Annotated in this window: 23 protein-coding genes; 12 read left to right on the forward strand and 11 right to left on the reverse strand. The window is 59.0% G+C overall.

Annotation, left to right across the window (positions count from 1 at the left end; genetic code table 11):
• Positions 1-225: 225 nt before the first annotated feature.
• Positions 226-789 carry a nitroreductase family protein gene (locus GHN92_RS15075; protein WP_095002646.1) on the reverse strand — a complete coding sequence of 188 codons (564 nt, stop codon included), beginning with the start codon at positions 787-789 and terminating at the stop codon, positions 226-228.
• Positions 790-908: 119 nt separating this feature from the next.
• Here GHN92_RS15075 and GHN92_RS15080 point away from each other — a divergent pair, with 119 nt between their 5' ends.
• The 3 genes from GHN92_RS15080 to GHN92_RS15090 all read left to right on the forward strand — a co-directional run bounded on the left by GHN92_RS15080 (position 909) and on the right by GHN92_RS15090 (position 4,112).
• On the forward strand, positions 909-2,363 hold the full coding sequence (locus GHN92_RS15080) for a TrkH family potassium uptake protein (RefSeq protein ID WP_153380530.1): 1,455 nt from the start codon (positions 909-911) through the stop codon (positions 2,361-2,363).
• Positions 2,364-2,382: 19 nt separating this feature from the next.
• Positions 2,383-3,141: an AraC family transcriptional regulator gene (locus tag GHN92_RS15085; RefSeq protein WP_095026941.1), complete on the forward strand. Its 759-nt coding sequence runs from the start codon at positions 2,383-2,385 to the stop codon at positions 3,139-3,141.
• 77 nt (positions 3,142-3,218) lie between these two features.
• Positions 3,219-4,112: a DMT family transporter gene (locus GHN92_RS15090; protein WP_133143749.1), complete on the forward strand. Its 894-nt coding sequence runs from the start codon at positions 3,219-3,221 to the stop codon at positions 4,110-4,112.
• On the opposite strand, the gene GHN92_RS15095 is transcribed toward GHN92_RS15090, so the two are convergent.
• On the reverse strand, positions 4,106-4,393 hold the full coding sequence (locus tag GHN92_RS15095; protein WP_095002712.1) for a SelT/SelW/SelH family protein: 288 nt from the start codon (positions 4,391-4,393) through the stop codon (positions 4,106-4,108). The genes GHN92_RS15090 and GHN92_RS15095 overlap by 7 nt on opposite strands.
• 70 nt (positions 4,394-4,463) lie before the next feature.
• Here GHN92_RS15095 and GHN92_RS15100 point away from each other — a divergent pair, with 70 nt between their 5' ends.
• Positions 4,464-6,647 carry a patatin-like phospholipase family protein gene (locus GHN92_RS15100; RefSeq protein ID WP_095018931.1) on the forward strand — a complete coding sequence of 728 codons (2,184 nt, stop codon included), beginning with the start codon at positions 4,464-4,466 and terminating at the stop codon, positions 6,645-6,647.
• Positions 6,648-6,768: 121 nt separating this feature from the next.
• Here GHN92_RS15100 and GHN92_RS15105 read toward each other — a convergent pair whose 3' ends face one another.
• Both GHN92_RS15105 and recQ read right to left on the reverse strand, forming a co-directional pair.
• The gene (locus GHN92_RS15105) at positions 6,769-7,203 is read right to left on the reverse strand and encodes a MarR family transcriptional regulator (protein ID WP_095002651.1); all 435 of its coding nucleotides are present in this window, start codon (positions 7,201-7,203) and stop codon (positions 6,769-6,771) included.
• Between the two features lie 119 nt (positions 7,204-7,322).
• A complete protein-coding gene (gene recQ / locus GHN92_RS15110; protein ID WP_153380510.1) occupies positions 7,323-9,452 on the reverse strand; it encodes a DNA helicase RecQ in 2,130 nt (709 codons plus the stop codon).
• A 269-nt stretch (positions 9,453-9,721) separates the two neighbouring features.
• Here recQ and GHN92_RS15115 point away from each other — a divergent pair, with 269 nt between their 5' ends.
• Positions 9,722-10,309: a YecA family protein gene (locus tag GHN92_RS15115; protein WP_095025660.1), complete on the forward strand. Its 588-nt coding sequence runs from the start codon at positions 9,722-9,724 to the stop codon at positions 10,307-10,309.
• 7 nt (positions 10,310-10,316) lie between these two features.
• Positions 10,317-10,715 (forward strand): YbaN family protein, encoded by a 399-nt coding sequence (locus tag GHN92_RS15120; protein ID WP_169916488.1) that lies wholly within the window; start codon positions 10,317-10,319, stop codon positions 10,713-10,715.
• A 94-nt stretch (positions 10,716-10,809) separates the two neighbouring features.
• Here GHN92_RS15120 and GHN92_RS15125 read toward each other — a convergent pair whose 3' ends face one another.
• Both GHN92_RS15125 and GHN92_RS15130 read right to left on the reverse strand, forming a co-directional pair.
• Positions 10,810-11,415, reverse strand: coding sequence for a tRNA-uridine aminocarboxypropyltransferase (locus GHN92_RS15125; RefSeq protein ID WP_095002654.1), 606 nt, complete (start codon positions 11,413-11,415; stop codon positions 10,810-10,812).
• A 17-nt stretch (positions 11,416-11,432) separates the two neighbouring features.
• Entirely contained in the window at positions 11,433-12,326 is an 894-nt protein-coding gene (locus GHN92_RS15130; RefSeq protein ID WP_153380522.1) for a LysR family transcriptional regulator, read from the reverse strand.
• Between the two features lie 244 nt (positions 12,327-12,570).
• Between GHN92_RS15130 and speB the strand changes: the two genes are divergently transcribed.
• The 3 genes from speB to GHN92_RS15145 all read left to right on the forward strand — a co-directional run bounded on the left by speB (position 12,571) and on the right by GHN92_RS15145 (position 15,692).
• The gene (speB, locus tag GHN92_RS15135; RefSeq protein ID WP_095002656.1) at positions 12,571-13,521 is read left to right on the forward strand and encodes an agmatinase; all 951 of its coding nucleotides are present in this window, start codon (positions 12,571-12,573) and stop codon (positions 13,519-13,521) included.
• A 96-nt stretch (positions 13,522-13,617) separates the two neighbouring features.
• Positions 13,618-14,997, forward strand: coding sequence for a sodium:solute symporter (locus GHN92_RS15140; protein WP_095002657.1), 1,380 nt, complete (start codon positions 13,618-13,620; stop codon positions 14,995-14,997).
• Positions 14,998-15,209: 212 nt separating this feature from the next.
• Complete coding sequence (locus tag GHN92_RS15145; RefSeq protein WP_095002658.1) at positions 15,210-15,692, forward strand: hypothetical protein; 483 nt, start codon at positions 15,210-15,212, stop codon at positions 15,690-15,692.
• 113 nt (positions 15,693-15,805) lie between these two features.
• Here GHN92_RS15145 and GHN92_RS24185 read toward each other — a convergent pair whose 3' ends face one another.
• Positions 15,806-15,931, reverse strand: a complete 126-nt coding sequence (locus GHN92_RS24185; protein WP_254924894.1) for a PA1414 family protein — start codon at positions 15,929-15,931, stop codon at positions 15,806-15,808.
• 156 nt (positions 15,932-16,087) lie between these two features.
• Positions 16,088-16,963 (reverse strand): LysR family transcriptional regulator, encoded by an 876-nt coding sequence (locus tag GHN92_RS15150; protein WP_133143752.1) that lies wholly within the window; start codon positions 16,961-16,963, stop codon positions 16,088-16,090.
• Between the two features lie 103 nt (positions 16,964-17,066).
• Between GHN92_RS15150 and GHN92_RS15155 the strand changes: the two genes are divergently transcribed.
• Positions 17,067-18,248, forward strand: coding sequence for an MFS transporter (locus GHN92_RS15155; RefSeq protein ID WP_133143753.1), 1,182 nt, complete (start codon positions 17,067-17,069; stop codon positions 18,246-18,248).
• On the opposite strand, the gene GHN92_RS15160 is transcribed toward GHN92_RS15155, so the two are convergent.
• From GHN92_RS15160 to GHN92_RS15170, 3 genes are read right to left on the reverse strand one after another with little or no spacing between them, the layout of a single operon-like run.
• Entirely contained in the window at positions 18,196-19,125 is a 930-nt protein-coding gene (locus tag GHN92_RS15160; protein ID WP_095002661.1) for a DMT family transporter, read from the reverse strand. The genes GHN92_RS15155 and GHN92_RS15160 overlap by 53 nt on opposite strands.
• Before the next feature lie 42 nt (positions 19,126-19,167).
• Positions 19,168-19,572, reverse strand: coding sequence for a DUF2177 family protein (locus tag GHN92_RS15165; protein WP_095002662.1), 405 nt, complete (start codon positions 19,570-19,572; stop codon positions 19,168-19,170).
• Positions 19,573-19,594: 22 nt separating this feature from the next.
• Positions 19,595-20,431 (reverse strand): S1 RNA-binding domain-containing protein, encoded by an 837-nt coding sequence (locus GHN92_RS15170; RefSeq protein ID WP_095002663.1) that lies wholly within the window; start codon positions 20,429-20,431, stop codon positions 19,595-19,597.
• A 358-nt stretch (positions 20,432-20,789) separates the two neighbouring features.
• On the opposite strand from GHN92_RS15170, the gene GHN92_RS15175 reads away from it, so the two are divergent.
• Both GHN92_RS15175 and GHN92_RS15180 read left to right on the forward strand, forming a co-directional pair.
• Positions 20,790-20,969, forward strand: coding sequence for a hypothetical protein (locus GHN92_RS15175; RefSeq protein ID WP_016781632.1), 180 nt, complete (start codon positions 20,790-20,792; stop codon positions 20,967-20,969).
• A gap of 194 nt (positions 20,970-21,163) precedes the next feature.
• Positions 21,164-21,886 carry a TorF family putative porin gene (locus tag GHN92_RS15180; RefSeq protein ID WP_095002664.1) on the forward strand — a complete coding sequence of 241 codons (723 nt, stop codon included), beginning with the start codon at positions 21,164-21,166 and terminating at the stop codon, positions 21,884-21,886.
• Positions 21,887-21,954 lie beyond the last annotated feature (68 nt).

A 21,954-nucleotide genomic window follows, 5' to 3' on the forward strand; every position in this document is an offset into this window, starting at 1 on the left:
TAACACTGCTGCCGAACAACCTGCCATTCACCGCTCTCACCCCAGACTTTATTCCTTTCTTTAGACACAAGCTGCCGTAGGAACGAGGCTGCGTCCGATTGCAAAGCAATCGTAAAATCAGAATCCGCGGTTTAACTGAATAATCGCGTGCGCTGATTTTGCGGTGGCTACGCCGCCGAACGCAGCCTTGTTCCTTCGGCAGCTGCTACGGATATTGGTACAGGGCTACTTAACCGACCACGCCTGCACAAACTCGGCGCTGTCCACCTTGGGCGCAACGCGCAACTCGTTCTGCGGCGTGCCCAAATACAGGAACGCCACCACTTCCTCGCCCTCACCCAGCCCCAAACCCTTGGCCACATGCGGTGCATACGACAACTCGCCGGTGCGCCATACCGCGCCAATGCCCTGGGCATAAGCTGCCAGCTCAATGGCATGGGCCGCACAGCCCGCGGTAATCAGCTGTTCAGCCTTCGGCACCTTGAAGTGATCCTGCAAACGGGCAATCACTACCACCACCAAAGGGGCGCGCAAGGGCATGGCGCGAGCCTTGTCCAGGGCGGCCTGGGTCACTTCACCACCTTGGGCCAGCACGGCCTCGGCGAGGATTTCACCCAGTTGATTGCGCGCAGCGCCTTCAACCGTCAAAAACCGGTAAGGACGCAACTGACCGTGGTCCGGCGCACGCAAGGCGGCGGCGAAAAGTACTTCACGTTGCTCAGCCGTTGGCGCCGGATCGAGCAGGCGCGGGGCAGAAACACGGTTGAGCAAAGCGTCGAGAGCCTCCATTGGCCACCTCCTGAAGAAAATGTGCAGCTATTCTAACGGTATCTCCCGAAGGCTTGGCGGTTTACATAGCCCGGACCACAGGTAGAATGGCGCCCCTCTTTCATCCCCGAGCTGACTTCATGGCGTTGCCGACATTACGCATCATCGGTTTCATTATCGGCATCTTCCTGATTACGCTCGCGATCAGCATGGCCGTGCCCATGCTGACCCTGGCGATTTACGACCACCTGGGCGACTTGCCATCCTTTTTGTGGGCCAGCCTGATTACCTTCATTGCCGGCCTGGCGCTGGTCATACCGGGCCGCCCCGAGCAGGTGCATCTGCGCCCCCGTGACATGTATCTGCTGACTGTGTCCAGCTGGGTGGTGGTGTGCATCTTCGCCGCACTGCCGTTTTTGCTGACGCAGCACATCAGCTATACCGATTCTTTTTTTGAAAGCATGTCCGGTATCACTGCCACCGGCTCTACGGTGTTGAGCGGCCTGGACACCATGTCCCCCGGCATTCTGATGTGGCGCTCGATGCTGCACTGGCTGGGCGGCATCGGCTTTATCGGTATGGCGGTAGCCATCTTGCCCCTGCTGCGCATCGGTGGCATGCGCCTGTTCCAGACCGAGTCCTCTGACCGCTCCGAAAAGGTCATGCCGCGCTCGCACATGGTGGCCCGCCTGATTGTCGCCACCTACGTCGGCATCACCATTCTGGGCAGCCTGGCGTTCTGGTGGGCGGGCATGAGCGTGTTTGATGCGATCAACCACGCCATGTCGGCCATTTCCACCGGCGGTTTCTCGACCTCCGATCAGTCACTGGCCAAGTGGTCGCAACCGGCGGTGCACTGGGTCGCCATTGCCGTGATGATCATGGGTAGCTTGCCGTTTACCTTGTATGTGGCCACCCTGCGCGGCCATCGCAAGGCCCTGATCAAGGATCAGCAGGTACAAGGCTTGCTCGGCTTGCTGGTCGTGACCTGGTTCGTGCTCAGCATCTGGTTGTGGTGGACTACCAACATGCCGTGGTGGGACGCCTTCCGCCATGTCGCGCTCAACGTGACCTCGGTAGTAACGACCACGGGCTTTGCTCTGGGTGACTACAGCCTGTGGGGCAATTTCTCGCTGATGCTGTTCTTCTACCTGGGCTTTATCGGCGGTTGCTCGGGCTCGACTGCAGGCGGGATCAAGATTTTCCGCTTTCAGGTCGCCTATATCCTGCTCAAGGCCAACCTTAATCAACTGATCCACCCTCGAGCGGTGATCAAGCAGAAGTACAACGGCCACCGCCTCGACGAAGAAATCGTACGCTCGATCCTGACCTTTTCGTTTTTCTTCGCCATCACCATCTGCGTGATCGCGCTGGCCCTGTCGCTGCTGGGACTGGACTGGATGACCGCCCTGACCGGCGCCGCCAGCACGGTGTCGGGCGTAGGGCCAGGGCTGGGCGAGATCATCGGGCCGTCCGGCAACTTCGCCAGCCTGCCGGATGCGGCCAAGTGGATTTTGTCATTGGGCATGTTGCTTGGGCGACTGGAGATCATTACCGTGTTTGTATTGTGCATTCCGGCATTTTGGCGGCACTGATCCACAGAAGAGACCTGTCATGGACCAAATCCTGTCACTGCGCCATTACCGCCACGACCTGATTGCCCATAGCCATGAACATGCGCAGGTGGTGATCAGCTTGTCGGGCAAGCTGGATTTCGAAGTCGAGGGCCGGCCCAGCCTGCTGCGCCAGCAACAGCTGATGGTCGTGCCTGCGGGCGCCCACCACACCTGCGGCAGCCCGCAAGGCAGCCACTGCCTGGTGCTGGACGTGCCTGGTGACAACTGGCTGGGCCAGTCCCTGGGTGGGCACGCCGATGCCAGCCGCCGATTGCTCGACAACCCCGCACAGCTGCCTCTCGACCCGAAACAGCATCAACTGGTCGACTGGCTCGCCACCAGCCCGATAAACGACCCGTTGATTGCCCGCCAGGGTGCGATTCTGCTGCTCGCCAGCCTGGCTAACCTTGCCGGCGAACGGGCGCAACCCAAACGCCTGCCCTACGCGGCCATGGATGCCTATATTGAGCAGAATACTGCCTACCCTTTACAGGTTGCGGATCTGGCTCAAATTGCAGGCTTGTCCTGCGCCCGCTTGCACAGCCGCTTTGCCAGCGAGTGCGGGCAAACGCCAATGGACTACATCCGCCAGCGACGCCTGCGCAGTGCCCTGACGCTGCTGCGCCAAAGCGCCCTGGCCATAGGCGAAATAGCCAGCCGCGTTGGCTACAACTCGCAAAGCGCGTTCGCCGCCGCCATGCTGCGCGAATTCGGTGCCTCGCCTTCGGTGCTGAGACGCGAGTCTGGCGACAACTGACGCCAGTGTCGCGACAGACAGCTCCCCGCCCTGCCCCGTAGACTGCACGCCTTGCCTGTATTGAACCAAGGATTGCAATGACTCCGCGTACTGCCCTGGGCGCCCTGCATATCGGCGCTTTGATGTTTGGCCTGACTGGCGTGTTCGGCAAACTTGCCGCTGCATCGGCTTCGATCATCGTATTTGGCCGCGCCGCTTTCGCAGTGCTGGCATTGCTGTGCTTCACCGCGCTGGCCAAACGCAGCGCCTGGTACCGACTGACCCTGCGCGACGCCCGCAGTTTGCTGCTGAGCGGTGTGCTGCTGGCCGGGCACTGGATAAGCTTTTTTGTCTCGGTAAAAATCGCCGGGGTCGCGATTGCAACCCTGGGCTTTGCCAGTTTCCCGGCGTTCACGGTGATTCTGGAAGGACTGATTTTTCGCGAACGCATTCGTCCCAACGAAATAGTTCTGGTGGCGCTGGTCAGCATCGGGCTGATCCTGGTCACGCCAAGCTTTGACCTGGCCAGCCAGGCCACCGAAGGGCTGCTGTGGGCCGTCGCTTCCGGCTTGCTGTTTGCACTGCTGTCGCTGAACAACCGCGCCAACTCGGGGCGGATGCCCGCCGTGCAGGCCGCCATGTGGCAAAACGCGGTGGTCGCGTTGTGCCTGCTGCCCTTTGCCGGCCCGGGGCTGAGCGAAGTCCGCCCGCTGGACTGGCTATGGATCGGTCTGCTCGGGGTGTTTTGCACCGGCGTGGCACACAGCCTGTTCGTCGCCAGCCTGGCAGTGATCAAGGCGCGCACTGCCGCCGTGGTCTTTGCCATGGAACCGGTCTATGGCATCACCCTGGCATGGTTGCTGTTCCACGAAACACCCTCGCTGCGCATGTTGCTGGGCGGTGTACTGATAATCGTCGCCATCGTGGTGTCGAGCCGCATGCGCAGCGGCCCCGCACCCGATAAGGCAGGGCTGGACGCCGCCGCTCACTGAGCCCGGTCGTTGTGCCCCAGGTCGCGCTGCGGGTCAATTTGGTCACGCACTCGCTGCTTGAGCACCTTGGCTTCGGGAAAGCCGCCGTCAGCCTTGCGTTCCCAGATCTGCACACCGTCGCAGGTGATGCGAAACACCCCGCCGGTGCCAGGCTCCAGCACGACCCGGCCCAGGTCTTCGGCAAAGGTGCTGAGCAACTCTTGAGCCAACCAGGCGGCACGCAGCAGCCACTGGCATTGGGTGCAGTAGGTAATGACAATTTCGGGTTTATTGATCGACATGATTTCAAAGGCTCTTGAAAGGAAGGCGCCGCTATAATAGCCGCCTTTCTCGCTTGCCCAGAGACTCATGATGCGCCGCCTGCTCTGTTGTTTGTTCCTGTGTCTTTGCCCTTTGGTGCTGTTTGCCGCCGAAGCCGCCAAACCCAAAGTCGGCCTTGTGCTGTCCGGCGGCGCGGCCCGTGGCCTGGCCCACGTTGGCGTATTAAAGGCCCTGGAAGAACAGGGCATTCATATCGATGCCATCGCGGGCACCAGCATGGGCGCAGTGATTGGCGGTCTGTATGCCTCCGGCTACAAAATCGATGAGCTGGAAAAACTCGCGCTGAGCATCGACTGGCAAGAGGCCCTGTCCGATGCGCCGGAGCGCGAAGACATACCTTTTCGGCGCAAGCAGGATGACCGCGACTTTCTGGTCAAGCAACAACTCAGTTTCCGCGACGATGGCAGCCTGGGCCTGCCATTGGGCGTGATTCAGGGCCAGAACCTGGCATTGCTGCTCGAAAGCCTGCTGGCACACAGCAGTGATGTGCGCGACTTCGACAAACTGCCAATCCCGTTCCGCGCCGTGGCCACTGATATCGTCAATGGCGAAAAAGTGGTGTTTCGCAAAGGGCATCTGCCCCAGGTGATCCGCGCCAGCATGTCAATCCCGGCGGTATTCGCCCCGGTCGAGATCAACGGCCAGCTGTTGGTCGATGGCGGCATGGTCGACAATATCCCGGTGGATGTGGCCCGGGAGATGGGCGTGGACATGGTCATTGTGGTGGATATCGGCACCCCGTTGCGGGGGCGCAAACAACTCAACACCGTGTTCGACATCCTCAACCAGTCGATCACCCTGATGACCCGAAGCAATTCAGAAGTGCAGCTGGCATCATTGAAGCCTGACGATATTTTGATTCAGCCCGCCCTGGCCAGCTATGGCGCCACTGATTTTGGCCGCTCACTTGACATCATCAATGCAGGCTACAGGGCCACGCAGGTGCTTGAGAAACGCCTCGCCAGCCTGCGTCAACCTACGGACGTGCAACTGGCTGAAGCCCGCACCCCCGAAGAACGCACTCCGGTGATTACCGCGATCAAGATCGAAAACGACTCGAAAATCGGCGATTCGGTAATCCGCTACTATATTCGCCAGCCCATCGGCGAGCCCCTGGACCTGGGCCGCCTGCAACGTGACATGGGCACGTTGTACGGGCTCGATTACTTCGATCAGGTGCAATACCGCGTGGTGCACAAGGGCAAGGAGCGCACCCTGGTCATCAGCGCCAAAGGCAAGCGCAGCGGTACTGACTACCTGCGCCTGGGGCTGAACCTGTCGGACGACATGCGCGGCGACAGCGCGTTCAATATTGGTGCCAGCTACCGAGTCAACGGCATCAACCGGCTGGGTGCCGAATGGCTGACGCGGGTGCAGATTGGCGACAAGCAAGAGCTGTACAGCGAATTTTACCAGCCCCTGGATGCCGGCTCGCGCTACTTTGTCGCCCCCTATATCCGCGCCCAGTCACAAAACGTGGAAATCATCGACGAGAACGACCCTATTGCCGAGTACCGGCTGGAGCGCTATGGCTTTGGTCTTAACTTTGGTCGCCAAATCGGTAATAGCGGTGAAATTCGCCTGGGCATCGGTGAGGCATGGGGCAAGGCTGACGTACGCATCGGTGAGCGCGACATGCCAAGCCTCAACTTCAAAGAGGGATCCTATGATTTGAAGTACTCATTCGACTCACTGGATAACGTGTACTTCCCCCATTCAGGAGAAGACATCAGCCTGAGCCTGCGCCAGTTCGACCCGAGCCTTGGCTCGGATGAGCGCTATCGACAGTGGGAATTCAAACTGGACAAAGCCATGAGTTCAGGCCCCAACACCTGGATATTGGGCGGGCGTTACGGACGTACCCTGGACAAGACTGAAATTGTCACCTCGAGCTTCTTGCTCGGCGGGGCACGACAACTCTCGGGTTTCAGGGAAGATGCGATTTCGGCACAGAATATAAGCCTGATGCGCGCCGTTTATTATCGTCGCCTCACGCCCCGCTCGTATTTGCCGTTTGATTTTCCGTTGTATGCCGGCGCTTCTCTGGAGCGCGGACGTGCCTGGAACAACGACAACGAGTACAACAGCGGCTATATCAATGCGGCGAGCATTTTTATCGGCTTTGACACGCCGCTGGGGCCGCTGAACTTCAGCTACGGCTTCAACGATGATGACCAGAAAGCGCTGTATCTGAACCTGGGGCAGACGTTCTGACGGCTGAAAACAGACTACTGTGGGAGCGAGCCTGCTCGCGATGCTGGCAGCGTGGTCTTTTAGGCAGGCCGCAGTGATGCCATCGCGAGCAGGCTCGCTCCCACAACAGGGATGTGTGAGATCAGTTCTTTTCGAGGTTATCCAGAATCCGCTTGTGCACACGCAGGCAAATGCGCGCTTCTTCTTCATCAATACCCACGAACAGCTCCTGACGCAACGCCGTGGCAATGGCTTCGATCTGTTCGATCAGCGGGCGGGCAGAATCACTCAAGACGATTTTTTTCGCACGGCGGTCTTCAACCACCGCGTGACGCTGCACCAGCCCCTGCGCCTCGAGGCTGTCAAGCAGACGAGCCAGTGTCGGACCTTCAACGCCAACGCTCTGGGCCAGTTCGCGCTGCGTGGGCGCCTCGTCAAAACGGGCCAGATGCAAAAGCACCAGCCAGCGTGCCTGGGACAAGCCCAGGCCAGCGAGACGACGATCCAGCTCGGCACGCCAACCACGGGACATTTGGGCCAGTTGCATACCAAAACGGTGTTGATCGGTTAACGGCATAAAAAACTCAATGTTTAGACTGAAAATAGAGTGAAACTAATTATTAGTCAGCTAAGCATGCCGTTTGCTCATAGGCAAGGCCTATAAGTCAATCAATCGTTACATAATCCCCGTAATAGCTAGATTTCAAACTCCGATTGCAGGGCTGCACGCACGCAATACAGCACGCCCTCAGGTACCCGCCCCTTGAACTGCTCGGCGATGCTGGCCACGCTCGGCAGCTCGCCTTCACCATCGAGGAATGCATCCTGCACTTCCTCCATCAGCTCTTCAGGCAAGTCCAGTGCCTGCTCCAGCGACAGCTCCTGACGACCTATGGCTTCGGCCAGCATGGTGTAAACGTTCTTTTCCGAGCACTGCAATTGCCCGCTGATCTGCAGCGGAGTCATGCCGGCGCGGGCCAGGCTGATCAGTTCGTGGCGGATATCGGCCACCACCTTCGGTGTTTCGCCCTGCCCGCCCAGCACTTCGAGGAATGCCTCGCCATAACGCTCCAGCTTGCGTGCACCGACACCGCTGACCCTGGCCATCTCGGACATCGAGGTGGGCTGGCTGCGCAGCATTTCGAGCAGCGTGGAGTCGGGGAAGATGACATAGGGCGGTACGCCGTGCTCCTCGGCCAGTTTGCGCCGCAGGGCACGCAGGGCTTCCCACTGTTCGCGCTCTTCGCCACGCACCAGCTGGCTGGCCGGGCTGGCAGAGCTGCTCTTGACCGAGATTTGCGGCTTGAGCTCGCGACGCAGCTCCAGGGTCACTTCGCCACGCAGCAACGGCCGGCAGCTGTCGCTCAGGCGCAGGCCGCCGTAGCCTTCAATATCGATGTCAGCCAGACCACGGGCCACCAGCTGGCGGAAAAGCGTGCGCCACTCGCCTTCGGCGCGGGCTTTGCCCACACCAAAAACAGACAGATGTTGATGGCCAAAGCTGCGGACTTTTTCGTTTTCGCGACCCAGCAGCACGTCGATCAAGTGTCCGGTACCATAACGTTGGCCCGTGCGATAAATCGCTGACAGCGCCTGACGCGCTGGTTCGGTGGCATCCCAGGTCTGCACGCCATCCACGCAGTTGTCGCAATGCCCGCAAGGTTGTGGCATTTCTTCATCAAAGTAAGCGAGCAGGGTCTGACGGCGGCAGCGGGTTTCTTCGCACAGCGACAGCATGGCGTCGAGTTTGTGGTGCTCCAGACGCTTGTGTCGCTCGTCGCCTTCGGAGTTTTGCAGCATCTGCTTGAGCATCACCACGTCTTGCAGGCCGTAGGCCATCCAGGCATCCGCCGGCAGACCATCACGGCCTGCGCGGCCGGTTTCCTGGTAATACGCCTCTAGGGACTTGGGCAAGTCCAGATGCGCAACGAAACGCACGTTGGACTTGTCGATGCCCATACCGAACGCAATGGTGGCTACCATGATCAGCCCTTCCTCGTTGAGGAAGCGCTTCTGGTTGGCAGCCCGGGTGTCGCTGGGCAAGCCGGCGTGATACGGCAAGGCCGGGAACCCCTGATCGCAGAGGAACTGCGCGACTTCATCGACTTTTTTACGGGACAGGCAGTAGACGATGCCCGCATCGCTGCGGCGCTCCGACAAGAACGCCAGCAACTGCTTGCGCGGCTGCTCTTTGGGCACGATGCGATAGAAAATATTGGGACGGTCGAAGCTCGACAAAAAGCGTTCGGCATTCTGCAAATGCAGGCGAGTGACGATCTCTTCGCGGGTGCGCTTGTCGGCCGTGGCCGTCAGGGCAATTCGCGGCACAGTGGGAAACACTTCAGCCAGTTGGCCCAGCTGCAGGTATTCAGGGCGGAAGTCGTGGCCCCATTGCGATACGCAGTGAGCTTCGTCGATGGCAAACAAGGCGATGTCCAGGCTCTGCAAAAACGCCATCATGCGCGGCTGCACCAGACGCTCCGGCGCAAGATAGAGCATCTTGACTTCGCCACGCTTGATACGGTTGGCCAGCTCGCGCTGCTGCTCGGCACTGAGGGTCGAATTCAAGGACGCCGCGGCCACCCCGAGTTCCTCAAGGGTCGCGACCTGGTCGTCCATCAAGGCAATCAGCGGCGATACCACCACGGCCAGGCCATCGCGCAGCAAGGCCGGCACCTGGAAGCACAGGGACTTGCCGCCGCCGGTGGGCATCAGCACCAGGGCGTCGCCACCATTGGCCACGCGCTCAATAATGTCACCCTGGCGGCCACGGAAACTGTCGTAGCCGAAGATGTCTTTGAGTACGCGTTGAGCCTGTTCGAGCATAGAAACTCCAGAAATCGCCGAAACACCCCTGCGCCAGCACGATCCGCCGCGCCCGCAAGCCTCTAAAAGGCTCGGACCCAGGCCACCGGTACGCGACATTTAACGCAGGGCATCACAAAACGCGGCAGTATACCCGAGCACTCCCCCGCTGCGGGGGGTGTAATTGCAACACCGATAACCGGGAACTGATGGCAAATGTGCCCTGCGACTGGCTTGGAAGCTCAAGAAAGCCTAGAATTCACTATCGTTTATTTACTAGGTAACACTTAATGTCCTTCGCTGAGCAACTAACCCGCCTGCAAGCCTTCCTCGACGCCGACGAGCTGCATGACGAGGCGCTGGACTACGTGGCCACCCACGGCTATCTGACTGCCCTGTCCATCTGTTCCGAGGAAGTGCCAGAGCGCGAATGGATCGACGCGATCTTCTCCGAAGCCCCGCACTACAAGGACGACGCCCAGCGCACCGAAATCGAAGGCACGCTGATCCAGCTCAAGGCTCACATCGCCCGTCAACTGGCGTCCGATGAAGAGTTCGAACTGCCATGCGACCTGGATCTGGGCGACGAGCCGGATGATTCCGACCTGCGCGGCTGGTGTGTAGGCTTTATGGAAGGCGTATTCATGCGCGAAGCCGCCTGGTTCGAAACCGCCGAAGAAGAAGTCAGCGAAATGCTGCTGCCAATCATGGTGGGCTCGGGCCTGTTCGATGATCAGCCAGAATTCGAAGACATCGCCAAAGATGCCAACCTGATGGACGACATGATCGTTCAGATTCCGGAAGCGCTGACCGCCCTGTACCTGCTGTGCCAGGCGCCAGACGAAAAGCCGGCGATCCTCAAACCGCGCCACCACTGATCCTTTAGTGGTTCAGCCCCCACTCGGCAACCGCCCGCGGTTGCTGCGCTACGCTTTGTTTGCCATTGGCTGGCTGAGCGTAGCCCTGGGGGTGATCGGCATATTTCTGCCGGTACTGCCTACAACCCCCTTTCTGCTATTGGCTGCCGCATGCTTTGCGCGCAGTTCGCCGCGTTTTTATCAATGGCTGGTCGAGCACCCACGGCTCGGGCCATGGATCCGCGACTACCTGGACGGTAATGGCATCCCGCTCAAGGGCAAGGTCTACGCCATTGGCCTGATGTGGCTGAGCATTGGCCTGTCCTGCTACCTGGTACCCTTGCCATGGGCCCGGGGCTTTATGCTGACCAGTGCCGTGCTGGTGAGCATCTACATCCTGCGACAAAAAACCCTCGAAAAACCCTGAAACCCTGTGGGAGCGGGCTTGCTCGCGATCGCCCCAACTCGGTTTCCCTGACATACCCCGCAACCTGCATCGCGAGCAAGCCCGCGCCCACAGATTACGACTTGTGCCCGTGATTTTTCAGATAGGTATCGGCGCCCATCGCTTCGATCTGGCCTTCAATCAGCGCCTCGAACGGGCGCAGCAACGGCGTGAACGAGGTGGCCGGCTCCAGAATTTCCAGCGCCTGCACAATCGCTTCCAAAGTAGACAGGGCACCCGGCCCCGGCGCCTTGCGCAACCGGTAACGTGACACAGCGCCCTCGGGCAACGTCACCCGCGGCAATTGCGCCAGCAGCGGATTAAGGTGCAGCAACTTGCGCGCCTTGCGCCAGGTGCCATCGGGTACCACCAACAGCAACGGCAGGTCTTGCTCGCCGACAACATCGGCCACGATCAGTTGCGCATCGTCACCGGGGAACAATAACCGCGCCCGATACCCCGGCGGGTTGAGCAAGGTTGCCAAATCTTCGAACACCTCGCCAACCACCAATTGTGCGTTGGTCAGCCCCAAGGCTGCCAGTCGGGCGGTGTTCAGTGCGTGATTGACCTCACTGGGGTGCTGCAACAGCAACACGCGGGTACGGCTTGCCAGTTGTGGAATAAGTTCGCACAGGCAGTGGGACTGCGGGCGCATACAGCGCGGGCATTGGGCTCGGGACATAGAGTAAACGGGCTCGTTCAAGGTTTATGAAGCTGGGCTTTGAGCAGGTCGCGAAACGTCTGGATCAAGGGTTCGCGGCTGCGACCACGGCGCACGATCATCGAGAACGGCGCCTGATAGCCAAAGGTCGCGGGGAGCAGCACGCGCAGGTCACCCTTCTCCACCCAGGGCTCGGCATAGTGTTCGGGCAGGTAACCGATGTAGGCGCCCGAGAGCACCAGAATCAGCTGTGCCTCCATGCTGTCCACCGTCGCGGCGCTGTGCTTGAAGCCGTGGCGCGCCAGTTCAGCCTGGCTCCAGTAGCCGCGCCCGACCATCCGCTGCTGGGTAATCACCGGCCCGGGGATACGCCGTTCACTGAACAGAGGGTGTCGCGCGCTGCAGTACAGCCAGTGCTGCTCGCGGTACAACGGCTGGTAGACCAGCCCGCTCATGCGCGTGGAAAACGCTCCGATGGCCAGGTCCAGGCGATTGTCCTGAACCCCGAGCTGCAATTCATACGGGCTCATCACCGATAAATGCAGGTGCACCGCTGGATGCTCCTGGCTATAGGCACCAATGGCCTCGGCAAAGGGCAAGGCCTTGTCGTTGACCGTCGAGTCGATCACACCCAGGTTCAGGGTACCGCGCAACTCACCCTTGAGCGCTGCCGCGTATTGCTCGAAACCTTCCAGTTCGCCCAGCAGGCGCAGGGTTTCCTGATGGAACAACTCGCCCTTGCTGGTCAGGCTGAACCCGCCACGACCGCGATGGCACAGCACCAGCCCCAGATTGGTTTCAAGCTGGCTCATATAAGTGCTGATGGCAGACGTCGAGAGGTTGAGCGCCTGCTGGGCATTGGCGAACCCCTGGTGCCTGACCACGCTGGCAAAAATTCGCAATAGTTTCAGATCGGGTAAAGCGTTGGCCATCAGTAACTCACTTTCCACCGTGGGAGCGGGCTTGCCCGCGATACAGGCGCCCGGGTTTCAGCCTGCTCTGTGGTGATGCATTCGCGAGCAAGCCCGCCCCCACAGGCAATGATGAATGATCAAAGTCTACCGCTATCAGTTTAGAAAAACCTGAACTAAGTATTTGTTCGCAGCGATTCTTCCCGCCTCGTACCTTTCGCAGAATCGAGCGCCATAACTCCTACAAAACGACGAGGCCTTACCCGTGGACAAAATTCTTCATCAACCACTGGGCGGTAATGAAATGCCGCGCTTCGCCGGCATCGCCACCATGATGCGCCTGCCCCACCTGCAATCGGCCGCCGGCCTTGACGCTGCTTTTGTCGGTGTGCCCCTGGATATCGGCACTTCGCTGCGCGCCGGCACCCGCTTCGGCCCCCGCGAAATCCGCGCCGAATCGGTAATGATCCGCCCGTACAACATGGCCACCGGCGCCGCCCCCTTTGATTCATTGTCGGTTGCCGATATCGGCGATGTGGCGATCAACACCTTCAACCTGCTGGACGCCGTGCGCATCATCGAAGAAGCCTACGACGAAATCCTTGAACACGATGTCATCCCCATGACCCTGGGCGGTGATCACACCATCACCCTGCCCATTCTGCGGGCCATCCATAAAAAGCACGGCAAGGTTGGCCTGGTGCATATCGATGCCCATGCCGATGTAAACGATCATATGTTTGGCGAGAAAATCGCCCACGGCACCACCTTCCGCCGCGCCGTGGAAGAAGGTCTGCTGGACTGTGACCGCGTGGTGCAGATCGGCCTGCGTGCCCAGGGCTATACCGCTGAGGACTTCAACTGGAGCCGCAAACAAGGGTTCCGCGTGGTGCAGGCCGAAGAGTGCTGGCATAAATCCCTGACGCCATTGATGGCCGAAGTGCGCGAGAAAGTCGGTAACGGCCCGGTGTACCTGAGCTTTGATATCGACGGCATCGACCCGGCCTGGGCGCCGGGCACCGGCACCCCGGAAATCGGCGGCCTGACCACCATCCAGGCAATGGAGGTGATCCGCGGTTGCCAGGGCCTCGACCTGGTCGGCTGCGATCTGGTAGAAGTCTCGCCGCCGTACGACACCACCGGCAACACTTCATTACTGGGCGCCAACCTGCTCTACGAAATGCTCTGCGTGCTGCCCGGCGTAGTACATCGATAAGGACATCTCTGCGGTGCCAGCAAGCCTTGCGCTTATGGCACCAAGCCACCGTGCTTTAGCTGCATCCATAAAAAAAATAATCGGAGATTCGCCATCATGGCTCTAGATCTACTGGTCGTCCTTATCTACGCAGCGGCAATGCTGGTGCTCGGTTACTACGGCATGCGCAAGGCCAAAACCCACGAAGACTATCTGGTTGCCGGACGAAATCTGGGACCCACGCTGTATATGGGCACGATGGCCGCCACCGTTTTGGGCGGTGCCTCTACCGTCGGCACCGTGCGCCTGGGCTATGTTCACGGGATTTCCGGCTTCTGGCTATGTGCCGCTCTGGGTTGCGGGATCATCGCGCTGAACCTGTTTTTGGCCAAGCCGCTGCTCAAACTGAAAATTTTTACCGTCACCCAGGTGCTGGAAAAACGCTACAACCCGATGGCCCGCCAGGCCAGTGCGGTGATCATGCTGGCCTACGCACTGATGATCGGCGTGACCTCAATCCTGGCCATCGGCACCGTTCTGGAAGTGCTGTTCGGCCTGCCTTTCTGGATCTCGGTATTGATCGGTGGTGGCGTGGTGGTGATCTACTCCACCGTGGGCGGCATGTGGTCGCTGACCCTGACCGACATCGTCCAGTTCGTGATCAAGACGGTCGGCCTGATGTTCGTGCTGCTGCCCATCTGCCTGTACCGCGTCGGCGGCTGGGACGAACTGGTGAGCAAGTTGCCAGCCTCGAACTTCAGCTTCACCAGCATCGGCTGGGACACGATCATCACCTACTTCATGATTTATTTTTTCGGCATCCTGATCGGCCAGGACATCTGGCAACGGGTGTTCACCGCCAAAACTGCCAAAGTGGCCAAGTATGCTGGCACATTCGCCGGGTTCTACTGCATCCTCTATGGCCTGACCTGTGCACTGATCGGTATGGCCGCACACGTGCTGATTCCCGACCTGGATAACGTCAACAACGCCTTTGCCGCCATCGTCAAAGTGTCGCTGCCAGACGGTATTCGCGGGTTGGTGATTGCAGCAGCACTGGCGGCCATGATGTCCACCGCCAGCGCCGGTTTGCTGGCAGCCTCCACCGTACTGACCGAAGACCTGTTGCCAAGGCTGCGCGGCGGCAAGCAGTCGAGCCTGCGGATCAACCGCCTGTTTACCCTGCTGACGGGCATTGCCGTACTGGGTATCGCGCTGGTGGTGTCTGATGTGATCAGCGCCCTGACCCTGGCCTACAACCTGCTGGTGGGCGGCATGCTGGTGCCATTGATCGGCGCGATTTTCTGGAAACGCGCCACTACAGCGGGCGCCATCTCCAGCATGAGCCTGGGTTTTATCACCGCATTGATCTTCATGATCAAGGACGGCCTGGACGCCAACACCCCGATCTACTACAGCCTGGCCGTGGCACTGGCAAGCTTTGTGCTGGTCAGCCTGATAGATCGGCGCCCTGTGGCGGTGGCCAGCGTCGCCTGAGAAGGTCTTTCTTGAGCGGGTCCGACGTTCCTGTTCGTACCCGTTTTTCTGCCGATCTCATTTCATACAACCGCAAACACCAATACCCCGCCCACGCAGCGCCTTGTCGCTGCCAGCCCATTAGTCAGTCCAACTACGCTTGAAAAGCGGCTACAGGGGATGTAGCCGCTCAACTTCAAACTACCTGTGATTGATTAAATGGACTTAACACCATGACCCACTTCAAGACGTACCTGGCTATTGCCGTGGTGGCCACCACCACGATGCTCACCGGCATGAATGCTCAAGCCGATGTCACCACACTGACATTCGAGATCATCAACAACACCTCCGGGCCGCTCAAACTCAATCGTTCAAACTGGAACCTGTCGCTGGTCGAACCTGGCTACTTTGATGTCGATCCGTTAAGCGAGCATTCGATTGCAGTCAGCTATAAAACCAGCTTCGGCTACCCGCGCAAAACCCCTGCGATACTTCGCGAAGTCTTTTCATACGCCAATGGCAATCGGGAATGCACCTTTAACACAGCACTGCGGGTTACCCAGTCATTTGGCGTATTCAAACCCACACTGAGCTCTACACGATCTGCCAGTGCAACCTCGACGGGTATGGATGATGCGAAATGTGAAGCGCGAATAACGGAGAAAACAGACCAGGCGCCGCTAAACTACAGCGTGCGTTTTACCATGGGCTGACAAGCCCTGATGGATGGGGGCAGTTCACACTGCCCTTGTGTTGCCTGCAGCCCTTCACCCCTCTCGCCGGCAATCACCGGGAGCCGTGAACGGCACGCGACGCAAACGCAACTTTAGCGGCGACGTTGCGGACGACGACGCGGATCCTCGACAGGGATAGGCACAGGTTGCATTGGCGGCTCGATCAGGCCGAGGGCCACGCCCAGGTCATGGAGCCAGGTTTGCAGTTTGTCTTTCATATATCCCCCTTGGGGTCACTCGAGCGACGGGAATTCAGTGGTCGCTTCGTACAGATAATAGTCCTAAGTACTACAAGATGCTTGCTTAAGGTCAATGAACTTTAGGCTAAGTCGCCCCATACATCGGATTCAGGCCAGCACTTGAAGTTGCAGCGATTAATCATGAACTGGCAGCGAACGGGCCTGTTGCAGCTGTATCCAGGCATTCAGGTTTGCCCCCATCATGCCTTTTCGCCACATCAGCCAGGTCGTGGCGCATGCAAAAGGTTGTTTCAAAGGGTGTACACGGACATTTTCACGCCCCGGCAAGCTGGCCAGCATCGAAGCCGGCATCAATGCGACCCCCGACCCCGCCGCCACGCACGCCAGCATGCCTTGATAGGATTCAATCTCCATTACCCGGCCCATGGCTGCGCGATCACTGGCGTACCAGGCTTCAAGCCGGGCCCGATAAGAACAGCCCTGGCGAAAAGTAAACACTTCACGCCCCTGCACATCCTTGGCGTGGGTGATCTGCGGATGATCCAGATCACTGATCAGTACCAGGCGCTCGTCACAAAACTCCACCCCGTCCAGGCCTGCCAACTCCAGCGGGCCATCCACCAGGGCGGCATCCAGGCGCCCGCCCAGCAGCCCTTCGAGCAACTCGCCGCTGGGTGCCGATTGCACATGCAGATTCACCGCCGGGTAGGTGCGATGGTAGTGCGCCAGCAGGTTCGGCAAATGGATTGCCGCAGTGCTGTACATGGTGCCCAGGGTGAACTTGCCCGAAGGCACGCCACCCTGCACCGCGCTCAGCGCTTCATCGTGCAGGGCAAACAAACGTGCGGTGTAATCCAGCAGCACCTGCCCTGCCGGAGATAACTGCAAGCGCTGACGCTCACGCATAAACAGTTCGACCCCCATCTGCTCTTCCAGTTGCTTGAGCCGGGTCGACAGGTTGGAAGGCACTCGGTGCAGACGCTCAGCCGCACGGGTGATCGACCCTTCTTCAGCCACGGCCTGAAAAATACGTAATTGGCTGAACTCCACACGATTCTCCAAAACAGAATAAGTAGATCACTATTATTCATTTTTAGAGAAAGTCAAATACCACTAGCCTGACGGTCATTGTTCATTATCGGGAAATCCCAGCATGTCGCCCCTGATTCGCCTGCTCGCCAGCCTTGTTGCACTCATGATGGCCATGGGCATTGGCCGTTTTTCCCTGACGCCGCAACTGCCGCACCTGATCAGCGAAGGCCAGATCGACCTGACCGGCGCAGGGCTGATTGCCGCCGCCAACTACCTGGGTTACCTGCTCGGCGCCCTGGATGCCATGCGCGCCAGGCGCCCCGACCAGGTGCGTAACCGATTGCATACAGGCCTGTGGCTGTGCGTTGGGCTGACGCTGGCGTCGTACTGGGCCCAGGGGTTTTGGGCGCATCTGTTATTACGATTCGGCTCCGGGATCGCCAGTGCCTGGGTGATGGTGATGATCACCGCACTGAGTCAGCACATCGCTATCACCGCCAACCGACCGCGTCTGGGCGCTCTGGTTTTTGCCGGGCCCGGTCTCGGGGTGATGCTGACCGGACTGCTGGCCCTGGCCGCCAATTTAACCGGGCAAGACTCGGCCACGCTCTGGATGATTTATGCCCTGGCGGCACTGCTGATGTTGCTGGTGATTTTGCCCGCGCTACCGCAACCCGCTGCACTTGCCGCCCGGCCTCAAACGATGCAGCCCGATAACCGGCAACCCGGGATCGCCCGTCTGGGAGCAATTTATGGGCTCTATGGCCTGGGCTATATCATCCCGGCGACATTTTTATCCCAGATGGGCAATGCCCGGTTTCATGGCCAGTGGCAAGCCGATCTGTTCTGGCCAGCATTCGGGCTATGTGCTGCCATTGGCGTGGCACTGATCAGCTTTCGTCGGCCGCGCCCTGCTACCACGCGCTTCTGGCTGATGGGCGGGTTATGGATTCAAGCCCTTGGTGTGCTGGCGTGCCTGCTTCCGAGCAGCGCGGGGCTGGCACTTGGTGTAATCCTCTGCGGCACACCGTTTCTGGCCTGCATGCCGCTGGTGATGCAGTGCTCACGGGATCTGGCGCCCAATGCCACAGCGCGCAATGCGGCCATGCTGACCGCCTGTTTCGCCGTGGGCCAACTGTGCGGGCCATTGCTGGCTGCATTGAGCAGCCATTTCAGCGGCGGCTTGCAACCGGCACTGATCATCGCGGCCAGCGGGCTGCTGCTAGCGGGCACTCTGGCCTGGCAGTCGGTCAGCCCCCCAGCAGAGCACGCACTTTGCGACGCACCCACTGCTCGGCGCTGACAAACGTAATACCGCACAGCACCAGCACTGCGCCCACCACAAAGTTGACGCTCAGAGGCTCATGCAGCACCAGCACACCGAATGTCACTCCGAACAGCGGGGTCATGAAGGAGAACACCGCCAAGTTGGAAGCCATATAACGCTTGAGTAACCAGAACCACACCAGATAACTGAAGAACGACACGACCAGCCCTTGAAACAGCACACTGGCCACCGCCACGGTGGTCAGGCTGACGTGGCTGATCTGGCCGCTGAAAGCGGCAATCACCAGCAGGCCGAAAAAACCGACAATCAACTGATAGAACAGGGTCAGGGTCACAGGTGCCTCCGACAACCGCGAGCCGCGCACCACCACCGTGGTCGCGCCCCAGGCCATGCCCGCCAGAATGGCGTAGGCATCGCCCAGCAGCACGTTGCGGTCCATGTCAGCAAACGACATACCGCCCGCGAATGAGAAGGCAATCCCGGCAAACGCGAGCAATATCCCCAGCCATTGCAAAGGCCGCAAGCGCTCGCTGGGCAACAGCCAGTTAATCCCGAGTGCGGTGAAAATGGGCGCGGTATAGAGAAATACCGACATATGCGCGGCACTGGTCAGTTGCAGGCCTTCGGAAATAAAGAAGAACTCCAGGCCGAACAGGCTGCCTGCCAGTAAACCGCCACGCCAGGTGGCAGGCACCTGGCTCCAGCCACCCTTCCAGCAGATCAGCAGCCCAACCAGCAGTGCTGAAATACCGGAGCGCATGGCGGCCTGCATCACGGGTGCGATATCGGGTGCCGCCAGCTTGATGATGACCTGTTGCACACCCCAGATCAGGCACAATCCCAGCATCACTTGCAGTGCGAAAGCATCCGTTGCTCGCCGCGAAACACTCATAGTTCACCCGAAAAAAGCCACACCTAAAAAGGTCGAAAACAATCAGGACGCCAGCTTGCGTGCCGCCCAATAACCCGACAGGGCTGCAAGACAGGTCAGTAACCCGCCCCAGGCCATGTCCATCAATGCCAACTGGGGCGACCAGCCTTGCAGCGTGGCCCAGTTAGTCATGTCATAGGTGCCATAAGCCACCAGCCCGAAAAACGCACCTGCCAGAGCAGCCCTGCGCGCACTGGCCCGGGCAAGGGCCGGCAATACCACAAAGAACACCACGCCCAGCACATACAGCAGGTAAAACACGATGGCCGGGCCCCACTTGGGTTGAGCCAGCATCAACGAACCCAACAGCTCTTTATAGGTAGAGCTCATAAGCAGGCCCAGCCACAGGCCGTCAAGCACCAGAAAAGCCAGTAACGCACCAATATACGCCCACACTGCCTTGCTCATGTCGCCAGCCCCTCGTGTTGGATCAGATCAGTTCGATACGGTCCGGGTGGATCGCAATCTTGCCTTCCTTGTAGAGCGCACCAATGGCTTTCTTGAAGTTGCCCTTGCTGACGCCAAAATGAGTACTGATGACTTCAGGGGCACTTTTGTCGCTCACGGCGAGCACACCGTTGTTGTCGCGCAACTTGCTGAGGATCTTCGAATTCAGGCTGCTGGCTGCTTCCTGGCCAACCGGTTGCAGGCTCAGGCTGATCTTGCCGTCCGCACGGACTTCCTTGATATAGCCCTTTTCCTGCTTGCCCGCACGCATGAACTTGAAGATTTCATTCTTGTGGATCAAACCCCAGTGCTTGTTGTTGATCACGGCTTTAAAGCCCATGTCCGTGGCCTCGGCCACCAACAGATCAACTTCCTGGCCGACCTGATAATTGGCCGGGGTTTTGTCCAGGTAGCGGTCCAGACGGGCAGTCGCGGTGATACGACGCGTGTGCTTGTCGAGGTAGACGTGCACCACGACATATTCGCCGGCGGTCATCTGGCGCTTTTCTTCGGAATACGGCAACAGCAAATCTTTTGGTAAACCCCAATCGAGGAATACGCCGATGCTGTTAACTTCAACCACTTTCAAGCTGGCAAATTCACCGACTTGAACTTTTGGTTTTTCAGTGGTGGCAATTAACTTGTCAGCGCTGTCCAAATAAACAAAGACGTTGAGCCAGTCTTCATCTTCGCTGGGAATATCTTTTGGAATATAACGATTGGGCAACAGGATTTCGCCGTCAGCCCCACCATCCAGATACAAACCGAAGTTTGTATGTTTAACCACTTGCAAACTGTTGTAGCGACCGATTAAAGCCATGTCCAATACCCTCATTACGTAGGCGGCATTCTACCCGAGTTTAGGGGGGCAAATTGGAGTGCCGCAGCCCGCCATCCAAAAAATCTGCGAAAGGTTTGATTTATCAGGTTTTTCCAACGCGCCTTGGACGCCACTCGTCAGCCTGGCGGATGCTCAAAGGCCATCTGCGCACGGCCGGACACGTATACAAAACCTCCCGCGTTATGAATTAAAACAGCGAGTTAGCCGACAATTATGCAGTCGTTCATGCTGACTCATACTGCACCGATATTATTTTACGAAGATATTTAACAAGCAATTGTCAAGTATTTCAGGTACTATCACTGGCCAAGTTATTTTCTACAGGTCAATAGCCGCCATGCGTGTAAAAGCATCCGCCAGCAAAGCAAAGCCAGCTCCCGCTGTTGAAACCAGTGATTCCATCAATGCTCAAATCGAAGCATTCCTGAAATCCGGCGGCGAGATTCAGCAAATCAGCAAAGGCGTCAGCGGCCAAACTTTCGGCCCGTCCAAGCAAATCACGCTCGGCAAGAAGTAATACCCCCTCGCTTCATCTGGTCCTTATGCGCTTTGCCCTTCAAGGCGCTAGGACTCTCGATTTATCCCCTTTGTTCCCCTGCCCCGCCCCCGATTCGCATCGATAAATCGACGAACGGCACTTTGTTGCCGATATTCCTGCGTATGCTCCGAAGGCTCTGAATCAAGCCTTTGAGTCCAAATATGGAGCCGATCATGCTGACACGGACGGTGTTGCTGGCCAGCACGCTGCTGACCAGCACCATTGCAGACGCACAGGTGTTTTCCCGCGAGCTGGGCGACTTCGACCTGAAGCTGGCCACCCAGCCCAGCCGCAGCATGGCCCAGGGCCTGGTCAAGCCCACCAGCCCCGGCTCGACCTTTCATGGCGGCCTGGACCTGACCCACGACAGCGGCTGGTATGTCGGGCAATGGGCGCCCACCATGGGCATCAAGCCTGGCAGCAACCTGGAAGTGGATTCGTATCTGGGTTACAAGCGCCCCTTTGACCAGACCCTCAGCTATGAGCTGGGGGTGATCCATTACAGCTACCCCAAAGTCGACTCACTGGACAGCCAGCAGATCTTTGCAGGCCTCACCGTGCTGGGCACGCGCTTTGGCGCCGCCTTCAGCAATGATCCGGGGCGCCGCGACAGCACATTGTTTGCCGACCTGGGGGTCAACCAGCCCTTTGGCATCGGCGTAAGCATGAAATACACCACCCACCAACTGGGCTCACCGGTGTCCATTGCCGACGGTGGCAGCGTACGCGCATTCAATGACTGGTCGATCAAACTCTCGCGCCCCTGGATGGGCATTGACCTCAACGTGATCTACAGCGATTCCAGCCTGGACGGCAGCGACTGCTCTGCCTACTCAGGACAGAACACCCAGTGTGATGGCTTACTGACATTTAAGGCCGAGCGGACGTTCTACTGAAACGCCCGGGTTTTGTCGGAGCGGGCTAGCTCGCGATGCAGACGGCGCGGTTTCCCAGTCACCCCACG

Source organism: Pseudomonas sp. FSL R10-2964, from assembly GCF_009600035.1.
Classification (GTDB): Bacteria; Pseudomonadota; Gammaproteobacteria; order Pseudomonadales; family Pseudomonadaceae; genus Aquipseudomonas; species Aquipseudomonas bubulae.